This window comes from Rhodoflexus sp. (genome assembly GCF_053489755.1).
Window position 1 is genome coordinate 30,696 of sequence record NZ_JBRCHD010000014.1, and the last position, 12,888, is coordinate 43,583.

General features: G+C 48.3%; 12 protein-coding genes. 5 read left to right on the forward strand and 7 right to left on the reverse strand.

The window, feature by feature from the left end:
- Positions 1-3 precede the first annotated feature (3 nt).
- Both topA and ACWIP2_RS02940 read left to right on the forward strand, forming a co-directional pair.
- A complete protein-coding gene (gene topA / locus ACWIP2_RS02935) occupies positions 4-2,613 on the forward strand; it encodes a type I DNA topoisomerase (RefSeq protein WP_448518406.1) in 2,610 nt (869 codons plus the stop codon).
- Positions 2,610-3,341, forward strand: coding sequence for a tetratricopeptide repeat protein (locus tag ACWIP2_RS02940; protein WP_448518407.1), 732 nt, complete (start codon positions 2,610-2,612; stop codon positions 3,339-3,341). Before topA ends, ACWIP2_RS02940 begins: the two co-directional genes overlap by 4 nt.
- A gap of 1 nt (position 3,342) precedes the next feature.
- Here the strand turns inward: ACWIP2_RS02940 and ACWIP2_RS02945 are convergent, their stop codons facing one another.
- Together ACWIP2_RS02945 and ACWIP2_RS02950 are read right to left on the reverse strand one after the other, a co-directional pair.
- A complete protein-coding gene (locus tag ACWIP2_RS02945) occupies positions 3,343-4,047 on the reverse strand; it encodes a DsbA family oxidoreductase (protein WP_448518408.1) in 705 nt (234 codons plus the stop codon).
- Positions 4,048-4,186: 139 nt separating this feature from the next.
- Positions 4,187-4,693, reverse strand: a complete 507-nt coding sequence (locus tag ACWIP2_RS02950) for a hypothetical protein (protein ID WP_448518409.1) — start codon at positions 4,691-4,693, stop codon at positions 4,187-4,189.
- A gap of 107 nt (positions 4,694-4,800) precedes the next feature.
- On the opposite strand from ACWIP2_RS02950, the gene ACWIP2_RS02955 reads away from it, so the two are divergent.
- Both ACWIP2_RS02955 and ACWIP2_RS02960 read left to right on the forward strand, forming a co-directional pair.
- Positions 4,801-5,985 (forward strand): M20 metallopeptidase family protein, encoded by a 1,185-nt coding sequence (locus tag ACWIP2_RS02955; protein ID WP_448518410.1) that lies wholly within the window; start codon positions 4,801-4,803, stop codon positions 5,983-5,985.
- Between the two features lie 46 nt (positions 5,986-6,031).
- Positions 6,032-6,523, forward strand: coding sequence for a RidA family protein (locus ACWIP2_RS02960; protein WP_448518411.1), 492 nt, complete (start codon positions 6,032-6,034; stop codon positions 6,521-6,523).
- Between the two features lie 75 nt (positions 6,524-6,598).
- On the opposite strand, the gene ACWIP2_RS02965 is transcribed toward ACWIP2_RS02960, so the two are convergent.
- On the reverse strand, positions 6,599-7,354 hold the full coding sequence (locus ACWIP2_RS02965) for a PspA/IM30 family protein (protein WP_448518412.1): 756 nt from the start codon (positions 7,352-7,354) through the stop codon (positions 6,599-6,601).
- A gap of 65 nt (positions 7,355-7,419) precedes the next feature.
- Entirely contained in the window at positions 7,420-7,809 is a 390-nt protein-coding gene (locus ACWIP2_RS02970; protein ID WP_448518413.1) for a YbjN domain-containing protein, read from the reverse strand.
- A 180-nt stretch (positions 7,810-7,989) separates the two neighbouring features.
- Here ACWIP2_RS02970 and ACWIP2_RS02975 point away from each other — a divergent pair, with 180 nt between their 5' ends.
- Positions 7,990-9,105 (forward strand): acyloxyacyl hydrolase, encoded by a 1,116-nt coding sequence (locus ACWIP2_RS02975; RefSeq protein WP_448518414.1) that lies wholly within the window; start codon positions 7,990-7,992, stop codon positions 9,103-9,105.
- A gap of 56 nt (positions 9,106-9,161) precedes the next feature.
- Here the strand turns inward: ACWIP2_RS02975 and metK are convergent, their stop codons facing one another.
- The 3 genes from metK to ettA are packed head-to-tail and all read right to left on the reverse strand — an operon-like array spanning position 9,162 to position 12,821.
- Complete coding sequence (metK, locus tag ACWIP2_RS02980) at positions 9,162-10,439, reverse strand: methionine adenosyltransferase (protein ID WP_448518415.1); 1,278 nt, start codon at positions 10,437-10,439, stop codon at positions 9,162-9,164.
- A 19-nt stretch (positions 10,440-10,458) separates the two neighbouring features.
- Positions 10,459-11,154, reverse strand: coding sequence for a hypothetical protein (locus tag ACWIP2_RS02985; protein ID WP_448518416.1), 696 nt, complete (start codon positions 11,152-11,154; stop codon positions 10,459-10,461).
- Positions 11,155-11,156: 2 nt separating this feature from the next.
- Complete coding sequence (gene ettA / locus ACWIP2_RS02990) at positions 11,157-12,821, reverse strand: energy-dependent translational throttle protein EttA (protein WP_448518417.1); 1,665 nt, start codon at positions 12,819-12,821, stop codon at positions 11,157-11,159.
- Positions 12,822-12,888 lie beyond the last annotated feature (67 nt).

Below are 12,888 nucleotides of genomic sequence, written 5' to 3' on the forward strand. Positions count from 1 at the left end.
CTGATGCCAAAAAACCTTGTCATAGTAGAGTCGCCCGCGAAGGCAAAAACCATAGAGGGCTATTTGGGCAAAGAATATACGGTGAAATCGAGCTACGGGCATGTTCGCGACCTGCCCAAAACCGATGATGCGATTGACATAAAAAACAATTTTACGCCGCGCTATGAAATTTCGGAAGATAAGCGCGAAATAGTTTCCCAACTTGCTAAACTTGCCAAAGAATCCGATGTGGTCTGGTTAGCGACAGACGACGACCGCGAAGGGGAAGCCATTTCTTGGCACTTGTACGAAGCCCTGCGCTTAGACCGCAAGGATACCAAGCGCATCGTTTTTCGCGAAATCACCAAAAATGCCATTCAAAAAGCTATTCAGCAGCCGCGCGCGATTGATATAGACCTTGTCAATGCGCAGCAGGCACGCCGCATATTAGACCGTCTGGTAGGTTTTGAACTATCGCCTATTTTGTGGAAAAAAATCAAAGGCGGATTGTCGGCAGGGCGCGTGCAATCGGTTGCCGTGCGGCTTATTGTAGAGCGCGAGCGCGAAATTATCCGCTTTACGCCCGAGTCGGAATATAAAGTTGCCGCCGTTTTTACCTTAGACAAAGGCAAAGAATTGCAGGCAGAGCTGCCCAAGCGTTTCAAAACCGAAGCCGAGGCGGAAGCCTTTTTGCAACGCTGCATAGGGGCAGCCTTCACCATTGCCAATCTGGAAAAGAAGCCTGCCAAAAAATCGCCCGCGCCGCCTTTCACCACTTCTACCCTGCAACAGGAAGCGAGCGTCAAGCTGCGTTTCGGCGTATCGCAAACTATGCGACTGGCGCAAAAACTCTACGAAGCGGGACACATTTCCTATATGCGTACCGATTCAGTCAATCTGTCCGATGAGGCAATGGAAGCCGCGGCCCGTGCGATTAAAAACGAATACGGCGAAGACTACCATCAGCCGCGCCGCTATAAAACCAAGTCGGAGAGCGCGCAGGAAGCCCACGAAGCCATTCGCCCGACCGACTTCTCGCGAAAAGTCGCTGGAGACGACCGCAACGAGCAGCGCCTGTACGAATTAATTTGGAAACGCGCCATCGCTTCGCAAATGGCTGATGCCAAACTGGAACGCGCTACGGCAAGCGTCAGCATTTCTACTACCCCTGAAATACTGGAAGCCACAGGCGAGGTCATTCTTTTTGACGGCTTTTTGAAAGTATATCTGGAATTCAGCGGCGATGAAGAAGACGAGGAGCAAAAAGGCATGTTGCCGCCGCTGCAAATCGGTCAGTTGCTAGATTTGAAGCATATAAAAGCAACCGAACGGTTCAGCCGCCCACCCGCCCGATACACAGAGGCAAGTCTGGTGAAAAAACTGGAAGAATTGGGCATCGGCAGACCTTCTACCTATGCCCCTACTATTACCACCATTCAGGAACGCGGCTACGTGGTCAAAGAATCGCGCGAGGGCAAAGAACGCGCCTACACCGAACTGACTTTGCAGCAAGACCAAATCAGCAAAGCGCAAAAAACAGAAAATACGGGAGCGGAAAATATGAAACTGTTCCCGACCGACCTTGCCATGCAGGTAAACGATTTTTTGGTTGCCCATTTTCCCAACATCATCGACTACTCGTTTACCGCCAAAGTAGAAGAAGAATTTGACTACATCGCCGAAGGTAAAATGCCTTGGCAAAAGATGCTGGAAAGTTTCTATAAAGGCTTCCACCATCAGGTAGAGGATACGCAAAACAATGCAGACCGCGCCTCAACTGCCCGCAAAATCGGCAATGACCCAACTACAGGCAAAGAAATTATCGCTCGTTTGGGCAAATACGGGCCCTATGTGCAATTGGGCAGCGATGAAAACGGCGCAGAAAAGCCGCAATACGCAAGTTTGCGCAAAGGACAGTTCATAGAAACCATTACATTGGAAGAAGCGCTGGAACTGCTCGCCACGCCGCGCGAAGGGCGATTGTTAGGCTATCACCCCGAAAGCGGCAAAGAAATGGTGGTGCGCATCGGCAAGTACGGCCCTTATGTACAGTTAGGCGGCGATGAAGACGGGGTAAAACCGCAATACGCAAGCCTGCGCAAAGGGCAATCGCCTGACAAAATAACGCTGGAAGAAGCGTTGGAGCTTTTCAAACTGCCGCGTGAGGTAGGGCAGATAGACGGCAAGCCCGTAATAGCAGCTATCGGCAGATTTGGCCCTTATGTGAGCTATGAAAAGCAGTTTTTTTCATTGCCCAAAAGCTCAGACCCGCTTACCATTACGCTGGATGAAGCCAAAGAGATAATTGAGAAAAAACGCAAGGCAGATGCGGAAAAGGTTATCCGGGTATTCTCTGAAGATGCAAGCATTCGCATTTTGAACGGACGCTGGGGGCCTTACATTGAGGCAGGCAAGCAAAATATAAAGATTCCCAAAGGCGCGGAACCTGCTTTACTGTCTTTTGATGAAGTCAAAGCAATAATAGCGGCCGAAGCGCCTAAAACACCTGCGAAGGCAGAAGCTAAAACAACAGGTAAGTCTGCGGCTAAAGCAACGACGAAAAAAACGACATCTGCCAAAACGACGACCAAAGCGGCAACTACCAAGAAGACAACCACAACCAAAAGAAAATGAAAACTTTTACTTATCTGATGGGATTGCTGGCAATAGTAATCCCATTTTCGGCTTGTCAAAAAAATACTGATGAACAGTTTACCACCAAAGCCCGCGAACTGCTGGGTAAGCAAGACTACGGCTCGGTAGTTGCGCTGCTGGCACCCAAAAAAGCAACTTTACGAGATGCAGACGCAGTCAATATGCTGGGTTTTGCTTATATGGAGCTGCTACAAACCGACTCTGCCATGTCCTGCTTCAATCAGGCTATCAAGCTGAATAACCAGAACTACAAATATTTCTACAATCGCGGGAATGCTTTTTGGCAAATGGGAATGCCTGAGGAGGCGCTGAAAGATTTTGACCGCGCGCTGGAATTAGACCAAACCGTCTATGAACTTTACCTGAATCGCGGGGCGATGCTGGCAGCAATGGGGCGACACAAAGAAGCCCTTGCAGACTTCAACCGCGCCGCCAACATGAACAAAAGCGACCGCAACATCTACTATAACCGTGCGCAAAGTTATTTAGCGCTGAAAGATTTCACCAAAGCTATCGAAGACCTGCAATATTGCACTGAAATAGCGCCCGATTTTGCACGCGCCTATTACATGCTGGGGCTGGTTACTTATTCACAATTGCCTGCCAATGCCAAAAATGACCTCAAAGGCTGCGAGTACTTGCAAAAAGCAGTCAACCTCGGTATGCCCGAAGCGCGGGACTTATTTTACGAAAAGTGCGGGCAATAAATTAGCAAATGCCGTCTTTAGTGCAGGATGCATCTTCGGATGGTATCTTCTGAAGGGTAGCCTGTTCTTGCTGCCATTCGCCAAATGATTGCTGTAGCGCAGAAAGAAATACGCGACTCTCTTGCGCCCCCGAAATGACATACTTGTTGTTAAAAACGAAGAATGGCACGCCGCGCACTCCTATCTGCTGCGCCTCGTACTGATCGCGATGGACTTCTGCCTTGTAGGCTTCCGATGCCAGCATTTCGCGTACTGTAGTGGCTGCAATACCGATTGCCTCTCCTAATTGTGTCAGTACTTCGGCATCGTCCACATTTTTGCCTTCGGTAAAATGTGCCCTAAAGAGCAACTCTTCAGCTTCCAACTGCTTGCCCTGTGCTTTGGCAAGGTGTGTAAAGCGGTGCGCGTTGAACGAGTTAGCGACTACTGCCTTATCAAAATCCAGCAGCAGCCCTTCGTTGCGACCCATCTCAGCTACATTGGCAAACATCTCGCGCACTTGTGGCAGCGGTATATTTTTCTTCTCTGCCAGCATTTGTGCGTAGTTTTTAGATGTATCGGTGCGGCTTTCCGCATCTAACTGAAAACTTTTCCACTCAATTTGTACTTGTGCAGCCTGTGGAAACTGCGCCATTGCACGCTCTAAGCGGCGCTTACCGATATAACAAAACGGACACATGATGTCCGACCAAATTTCTATTTTCATGCGCTGTTGTTGGAAATGTACTTTCATAAAAACACGCACAGCTTCCGGAATGTTGCGCCGCTATGCATTTATAGGGTAACAATAAAAAAGCTGTCGCATCAAAACGACAGCTTTAAAGCAGTCAAAGTATCGCTCAGGTCTATTTTTTAGCTTTTTGAGCAGCCAGCATTTCATTGTAGGCTTTCAACTGATCGCCTTTCAACACTTTTTTGATCGCCTCTTCCATATCGGCTTTCAGGCGCTCAGGCATTGCTTTCAGGTATTCTTGCTTGTCTTTCAAGTCTTCGCTCCGCTTGGCGACAGCTTCTTTTTCTTCGTTGATTTTAGCCGCTTCTTCGTCGTTTTCTGCAACTTTTTCATTAAGTTCCGCAGCTTTTGCACGTAGTTCTTCTGCTTCCTTAACAATTTCGGCACGCAACAATGGAATACTATCCGATCCTATTTCGTAAGCCAAACGCGCATCAGTAAGTTCTTTTTTCTGTGCAGCGGTCAGTTTTTTTGCAGGGTCGGTAATTTTTGAGTCGATATATTTAATAACCGGCTCAATTCTTTTCTTTGCACGTGCTTCAGGGGATTCGGTCTGTGCATAGCACAATGCAAAAGCAAACAGCGAAAATGCGAAGGTGAGACTCAGTTTTTTCTTCATAAGAACGTAATTTAGATGATGGATGAAACGCAATATTAAGCCATACTGCCAAAAAGCAGCCGCGCTTTATTGTTAAACTTTACAAAAATGAAACCAAAAACTGCCTAATGCTTAAGCAAATTCAAGACATCGCCCAATCTATTGCAGCGCTTGTAACAGGTTTTCGCCGCCATCTGCATACGCATCCCGAACTGTCATTTCAGGAGTTCCGGACAGCGGAGTTTATAGCCAATGAACTGAAAAACATAGGCTTACACCCACAGCCAATGGCAACGACCGGGGTAGTAGCCCTAATCGAGGGACAAAATCCACATAAGAAAACCATCGCGTTGCGGGCAGATATTGATGCGCTGCCAATCAAAGAGGCAAACGATGTTCCTTACAAATCTGTCCACGAAGGTATTATGCACGCCTGCGGGCACGATGCGCATACTGCTTCGCTGTTGGGTGTAGCGCATATCTTACAGCAAGTCCGCGACTCGTTTGAGGGTACAGTCAAGTTAATTTTTCAGCCCGGCGAGGAAAAAATACCCGGCGGCGCTTCGCTGATGATTGCAGACGGCGTGTTGCAGAACCCCGCCCCTTCGCATATTATCGGGCAACACGTAACGCCTCAACTGCCTGTTGGTCAGGTGGGCTTCCGCGAGGGTATGTACATGGCAAGCACCGATGAACTCTACATCCGCGTCGTTGGCAAAGGCGGGCATGCAGCTATGCCGGAGCGACTCATAGATCCTGTGTACATAGCAGCGCACTTAGTAGTGAGTCTACAACAGGTGGTCAGCCGCATGGCTCCTCCGCGCATTCCTTCGGTACTTTCCATTGGCCGCTTTATCGCCGAAGGTGTAACAAATGTTATTCCCAATGAGGTGCTTCTGCAAGGAACTTTCCGCACAATGAACGAAGAGTGGCGCGAGGAAGCACACAGGCGCATCTACAAATTTGCCACTGAATTAGTCGGCAGCATGGGCGGCGTTTGTGAAATAGAAATCCGCAAGGGCTACCCTTACCTGACCAATGATCCCGAACTGACGGCACGTATGCGCAAAGTTGCCAAAGACTACGTTGGCGCCGCCAATGTGATAGACTTAGATCTATGGATGGCAGGCGAAGATTTTGCCTATTATGCGCAGGAAATACCCGGCTGCTTTTACAGGCTCGGTACGCGCAACGAAGCGCGAGGCATTGTTTCAGAAGTGCATACGCCAACCTTCGATATAGACGAGTCAGCGCTTGCGATCGGCTGCGGGCTGATGAGCTGGCTGGCACTCGAAGAACTCAGGCATGCGTGATTTTGTGGGTACGAGCGTATTTTTACGGTATAACCTGAATAAACACATGAAAAAACTCTTGTTCTATTGCATCATCTTACTACTGGCAACAGCTTGTAAACAGCCTGTAGGATTAGTAAAACGCTACGATAACAATCCGGGATCTGCTATCCTACAAGGTGTAGAAATTCCGGCAGGGAAACGCTGGATACATACGAGCGGCATTGTTGCCGCTGCTGCTGATAGTACCGCAGCGCCGGGCAATCGCCAGCGGTTGGGCGATACCTACACGCAAAGTATCAGCATTATGAAACGCATCGAAGGAATTTTGAAACAGGGCGGCATGACTCTGAACGACGTAGTGTTCCTGCGCGTTTATGTTGCGCCTGATCCGCAAAAAGGCAATCAGCCCGACTACAATGCGTGGTTTGAGGCTTACAAACTATTTTTCAACAACCCGCAGAATCCGATCAAAGTTGCACGCAGCACATTGGGGGTGCAGTCGTTAGTTACACCTGATTATCTGATTGAAATAGAGGCAATTGCTGTAGAAAAGTAGCCTTATCAGATACAAAAAATCCGACAGCCCTAAAGACCTGTCGGATTTATCATTTTATATGTCGGGGTTGTTTGCTTACTGCTGAGGTGGAGGGAGCGATGTTTTACCGTCGTCTCCGGTTGTATTAGGCGGCGGAGGCAGCAGCCCCATCTTGGCTTTCAACTCCAGTAGTGCGTCGCTCTGAACGCTTGAGCCAAGCACTTGCTCCACTTCCTCGTCAATAGACTTGCTTTCCAGCGCAATTGCACCGTAAGACTGTGCCAGAGCCTCGTCTTGTGCAATTTTATCTTTCATGCGCTCCAGCATAGAAATAGTGCTGTTGGAATCAATCTGCGCCAACTGCTTGTTGATATTCTTGGTAGCCTCACTTACTTTGGCACGTGCTTTTAGTGTGCGCAATTCATTTTCATAAGTGCTTATCTTGCTTTTCAGCTTGTTGATGTTCTGCTCCATAGTAGCCACGCTCTGCTCGTGCATCGCCATCTCCTTAGCCGTACGTGCCGCTTCCTGCTCAGCTTTTTCCTTCATACGGAGCATTTCTCCCGCCAGCCGGTCAGCCTCTGCAGGTGCGAGTTGTCCTGTCTGCGCGCGCTGTAGCAACATGATCGCCTTTTGCTCATAGTTTTTAGCATCACTGATGAACTTGGCGTTGTCATTTTTTGCACGGATGGCAAGCGCCTTTATTTCAGCGAGTCCCTGCAAACTTTTATTAAGATCTTCTTTCAGGTCGCGGATGCCCTGCTCAGTCATTTTGATCGGGTCTTCTAACTTATCCAAAACACTATGTGCTTCAGCCTTACCAATGCCGAAAAGTCTGCTGAAAATTCCCATATGCTTCTATTAATTGAATGGTGGAATGAACATGTAAACTATTGTTTTACTCGATTGGTTGCGGACTACTTGGCAAATTGAAGCATTTCGCTTGCATATTCTGCCATCAGCAGTTTGAGCGAATTGATGCTTGCTTCAAGTTCATTCAGATCGAGGTTGTCCAATTGTAGAGTATCGCGGAAAATCAAACGTTTGCCTTCGTCGTCTAAGGCGAATGCACCGTGAACGATTTCGCGGTTTTTTTTCAATAAGGACTGCAACACTTGAGCATTGCTGCTGTCAATATCAAACAGATATTGCTCAATAATGAGAATAGGATCGTTGCAATCTATAATCAGGTTCTGGATGCCGTCTTCCGGCGCATTGATCATGTAGATCTGGTCTATTACGTCTTCAAAGGCAATGTCGTAGCCCAATTCCTGCAAATAGTGTTTTACTTTCTCGAAATTACTCATCTTGTTTAACTTTTGAGTGATGCAAATGCGTTTAATCCAAAGGCAGTGGGAAGTTAGCAAAATCTTCCGATAAATCAGGATTAGATACGCAAGAGGCTGAAAAATGTTGTGTCTTTTCCGATTAGCAACCTACATACGGGCTTACGCGTTTTTAACAAAGTCTATCAAAACAGAAAGATGATGAAACGAATACTATCGGTGCTTATTTTCAGTTGCTGGGTTTGGGTAGTGCAGGCACAAAACGCTGATTCCGTAGTCAGGCAGCCCGTTGCCATAGGACTTCGTACGCATTACGGCTTCATCTTGCCGCATTCCGAAGAGATCAGAAGCATTTCCTTTTCGCGTCCTCGTGGCTTGGAAATTGAGATCAGCCGGCAGTTGCTGCGTAGGCAATATTGGCAGTTCTGCTCCTGCTACCCGCGCATCGGACTTTCAGTGGGCTACTATAGCTTCGACAATCCGCAGATTCTTGGCAATGCATGGTCGGCGATTGCTTTTGTAGAACCATTTATGGCTGCGCCTGCTCGGTTCAACGTGTCCTACCGCATGGGAGCGGGTTTTAGTTATCTGGATCGCGTATTTGACCCGGTCAGCAATCCGCAAAATCTGTTTTACAGCACCGCTATTAGTTTCAATTTATTGACGAACCTGAGCCTGAACTATCGGCTCACGCAGCAAACAAAACTGCGCTTATACGGTAACTTCAATCACATCTCCAACGGCGGGCTGAAAGAGCCAAACAAAGGCATCAACTTCCCGACTTTTGGCTTGGGTATAGACTATTCGCTGGAAAATATTGCGTTCCCCTCGTTTGAGCAGACAGATTGGCGGGAGGAGTATCAGCAAGGCTGGGAGTATCGGGTAGCTGCCTTCACTACAGCCAAAACTGCCGAACGCAACGACGATAGCCGCTACTGGATTTTTGGCGCAACAGCCGATGCTTCGCGCCGCGTAGGCAGGCTAAGTGGGCTTAATGCAGGTATGGAGGTAATTGTGGACTATTCGCTGCGCGAGCGCTTGCTGCGCAATGAACCCGAACGCAGTCGCCAGTTTACAAGGGCAGCAGTTCTGCTGGGGCACGAGTTGCTGCTGGGGCGCATTGGTTTCAGACAACAACTGGGGGTTTATGTATACGCACCCGTCAGAGCGATGCATCCCGTATATCAGCGATTTGAGCTAAGCTACAAAACACCGAGTGGCTTGTTTGCGGGCATGAGCCTCAAGTCGCATACGCGCACGGCAGATTTTATGGATCTGCGCATTGGATATATTTTCCGAAACAATAAAAAAACCTGACGGGATCATATTGCCCGTCAGGTTGCTGTCTATTGAAAAGTTTTCGCAGTAAGCAATTACAGCTTGAATGCGTCTTGTAACTGCTTCACATAATCTAACTTTTCCCAGCCGAAGAACTGTACATTGTGCTGCTGTCTGCGACGAATTTCTTCTTTTACACCATTTGCATCTTTCACTTCTACGCGGAAGGTTTCAACTTCTTTCTCGAACGGTTCGCGACCCATGTGTCCATAGGCTGCTGTTGGCGAGAATATCGGATTTTTCAGCCCGAAGCGCTCGATAATGGCACGCGGACGCAGATCGAACATTTCAGAAACGATATTGGCAATCTGTACGTCGGTCATGCCGGTTTTGGATGTGCCGTAGGTATTCACGTTTACCGAAACAGGCCGTGCTATGCCGATAGCATAGGCTACCTGCACCAATGCCTCTTCTGCTACTCCTGCGGCTACGAGGTTTTTGGCAATGTGGCGGGCTGCATAGGCAGCGCTTCTGTCCACTTTGGATGGATCTTTACCTGAGAAAGCTCCGCCGCCGTGCGCACCTTTACCGCCGTAGGTATCTACAATGATTTTGCGCCCGGTCAGGCCTGCATCGCCATGCGGGCCACCAATCACAAATTTACCTGTCGGGTTGATGTGGAATATGGTATTCTTATCAATCAGTTCTACAGGAATCACGCGCGGGATCAGGATACCAATAACATCTTCGCGGATTTTATTGAGCATTGCTGTTTCGCTTGCAAACTCGTCGTGTTGTGTTGAAACAACAATCGTATGTACGCGTTTGGGCTTGCCGTTGTTGTCGTATTCAATTGTAACCTGAGCCTTTGAGTCGGGGCGCAGGTAAGGCATCAGTTCAGGTTCGTTTTTGCGAATGTTTGCCAATTCTTTCATCAGCTGATGTGAATAGGCGAGCGCCATTGGCATGTATTGATAAGTCTCCTTAGTTGCATAGCCAAACATCATTCCCTGATCGCCGGCTCCCTGCTCTTTGTTGGCGGCTTGGTCTTCATCCACCCCACGTGCAATATCGGGCGACTGGCTGTGCAGTGTAACAATGACTCCGCACGACTCTGCATCGAAGCGGTACTGATCTTTGTTGTAACCAATGCGGCGGATAGTTTCGCGCACAACATCGGGAATTTCTACATATGCCTTAGTCGTTACTTCACCGGCTATTACTGCCAAGCCGGTTGTTACTAATGTTTCGCAAGCTACGCGCGAGTCGGGGTCTTGCGTCAGCATGGCATCCAATACAGCATCCGAAATCTGGTCTGCGATTTTGTCGGGATGTCCTTCCGAAACGGACTCCGAAGTAAATAAATACGCCATTCTTTGTTAGTGAGTCAGGTTAAAATTTAAATTTGATAGTATTGGCAGGGGCAACTTTGCCCTCCATCATTTCTAATAATCCAACGCGGTAATGCAGGACTTTTCCGCCGTCTTGTAGTTCGCTTTGCTTGTTGCTGAACGAACGCACCTTACCTGTCTTAGGACGCACTGTGTACACATACGAAGCCCCTTCAAGTAGGGCTTTTATCTGTGTTGCTCCTTCGGGGGTGCTGCGCAGTACCTCCAGATCGGCCAGCGAACTAACCATCGAACGATCATTTCGGATAAGTACTTTTTTCCTAAAACTGAAAATCGGGTTGTTATTCTGCTCAGCTTGCTCTTGTGTGGACTGGTTGAGGGCTGCATTGAGTGCATCAATGTTGGCAAAGTCGAAAGACATGCCGAAAATATATTGCTCGCGGTTGTTGATAGGCTGCACATTACTGATGCCTTCCATATTGCTTAGCCTTGCTATGCCTTTGGCAAAAGATGAATCCATTTGGTTGAATGGGGTACGATCTTTTGTTGCCTGCATTCCTACAGCAAGGTCAATCATCGCTTTGCTGCTGCTCATGTCTATGAGAAAGGCATAGCTGCCTGCACCGTTCTTGTCTATCGTAATATCTTCGCGCACCTCGAAACAGGAAGTGAGCGAGCATGCTGCCAGCAGTAGGACTAAGATGCTGCCGATATGATTTGTGAACCGACTTTGCATTTTTATTTCACTAACTTTTTGTAGCGAATGCGCTTGGGTTCGACAAATCCTTCTTGCTTGCGGCGAAAATCTTCGTATTCCGAGAAGTTGCCCTCGAAGAAGCGCACCTGCGAGTCGCCTTCAAATGCGATAATGTGCGTGGCAATACGGTCTAAGAACCATCGGTCGTGGGAAATAATCACGGCGCAGCCTGCAAAATTTTCCAGCCCTTCTTCCAATGCACGAAGTGTATTTACGTCCAGATCGTTGGTAGGCTCATCGAGCAATAGCAGGTTAGCATCTTGCTTGAGGGTCATAGCGAGGTGTACGCGGTTGCGTTCGCCACCCGAAAGTTGTCCTACTTTTTTCTGCTGGTCGGCTCCGTTGAAATTGAAGCGGCTTACGTATGCACGGGAGTTGATCTCGCGACCGCCAACAAGCATCAGTTCATTGCCGCCCGAAATGGTTTCCCAAACGGTTTTGTTGGGATCCAAGTTGTCGTGGGTCTGATCAACATAGGCCCAGCGTACAGTTTCGCCTATTTCAAAAGTACCTGTATCTGGTTTTTCAATGCCCGTAATGAGTTTAAAGAGTGTGGTTTTACCGGCGCCGTTAGGGCCAATAACCCCTACGATCCCTCCTTGTGGAAGCGAGAAAGAAAGGTTTTCAAAAAGGAGCTTATCGCCGAAAGCCTTAGAAACGTTATGTGCTTCAATCACCTTGGTGCCTAAGCGCGGCCCGGGCGGGATGTAGAGCTCCAACTTTTCTTCTTTCTGCTTAGACTCTTCGCCGAGCATACTTTCGTAAGCATTCAAACGAGCTTTTTGTTTGGCTTGACGGGCTTTAGGGGTCATTCGCACCCACTCCAATTCGCGCTGTAGTGTCCGCTGACGCTTGCTTTCTTGCTTTTCCTCCTGTGCAAGGCGGTTTTGTTTTTGCTCTAACCATGAAGAGTAGTTCCCTTTCCATGGAATGCCTTCGCCACGGTCAAGCTCCAAAATCCAGCCGGCTACGTTGTCGAGGAAGTAGCGGTCGTGAGTAACGGCAATAACAGTACCCTTATACTGCTTGAGATGTTGTTCCAACCAATGTACCGACTCGGCATCTAAGTGGTTAGTAGGTTCGTCGAGCAGCAATACGTCGGGTTCCTGCAACAGCAGGCGGCACAAGGCAACGCGGCGCTTTTCACCCCCCGAAAGATTGCCGACTACTGCGTCTTCGGGCGGACAGCGCAGGGCATCCATCGCACGTTCTAGCTTGTTATCTAAATTCCATGCATCTGCTGCCTCCAGTTTTTCCTGAATAATCGCCTGACGGGCAAGCAGTTTGTCAAAATCGGCATCCGGCTCGGCAAACTTTTCGCCGATTGCTTCAAACTCGCGCAGCAGGTTTACTACTTCCTGAACGCCTTCTTCTACCACCTGACGAACGGTTTTATTAGGATCTAACTGCGGCTCTTGCTCCAACAGACCGACACTGTAGCCCGGAGAGAAAACCACTTCCCCCGTAAAATTTTTGTCTATACCGGCAATGATACGCAACAGTGAAGACTTACCGGATCCGTTCAGACCCAATACGCCTATTTTCGCACCGTAAAAAAAAGAAAGGTATATATCTTTGAGCACCTGTTTGGAAGGAGGATATATTTTGTTTACTCCCGCCATCGAAAAGATAATGGTCTCGCCCATATGCAGATGTTTATGGAATAAATATTTTTAGCTCGCGTAGAGAATGAAAAACTTCGCAAATATGCGA

Bases quoted from the DNA above. Each gene is read 5' to 3' on its own strand.
- topA (WP_448518406.1), top strand. From the start codon at position 4: ATGCCAAAAAACCTTGTCATAGTAGAGTCGCCCGCGAAGGCAAAAACC.
- ACWIP2_RS02940 (WP_448518407.1), top strand. From the start codon at position 2,610: ATGAAAACTTTTACTTATCTGATGGGATTGCTGGCAATAGTAATCCCA.
- ACWIP2_RS02945 (WP_448518408.1), bottom strand. From the start codon at position 4,047: ATGAAAATAGAAATTTGGTCGGACATCATGTGTCCGTTTTGTTATATC.
- ACWIP2_RS02950 (WP_448518409.1), bottom strand. From the start codon at position 4,693: ATGAAGAAAAAACTGAGTCTCACCTTCGCATTTTCGCTGTTTGCTTTT.
- ACWIP2_RS02955 (WP_448518410.1), top strand. From the start codon at position 4,801: ATGCTTAAGCAAATTCAAGACATCGCCCAATCTATTGCAGCGCTTGTA.
- ACWIP2_RS02960 (WP_448518411.1), top strand. From the start codon at position 6,032: ATGAAAAAACTCTTGTTCTATTGCATCATCTTACTACTGGCAACAGCT.
- ACWIP2_RS02965 (WP_448518412.1), bottom strand. From the start codon at position 7,354: ATGGGAATTTTCAGCAGACTTTTCGGCATTGGTAAGGCTGAAGCACAT.
- ACWIP2_RS02970 (WP_448518413.1), bottom strand. From the start codon at position 7,809: ATGAGTAATTTCGAGAAAGTAAAACACTATTTGCAGGAATTGGGCTAC.
- ACWIP2_RS02975 (WP_448518414.1), top strand. From the start codon at position 7,990: ATGAAACGAATACTATCGGTGCTTATTTTCAGTTGCTGGGTTTGGGTA.
- metK (WP_448518415.1), bottom strand. From the start codon at position 10,439: ATGGCGTATTTATTTACTTCGGAGTCCGTTTCGGAAGGACATCCCGAC.
- ACWIP2_RS02985 (WP_448518416.1), bottom strand. From the start codon at position 11,154: ATGCAAAGTCGGTTCACAAATCATATCGGCAGCATCTTAGTCCTACTG.
- ettA (WP_448518417.1), bottom strand. From the start codon at position 12,821: ATGGGCGAGACCATTATCTTTTCGATGGCGGGAGTAAACAAAATATAT.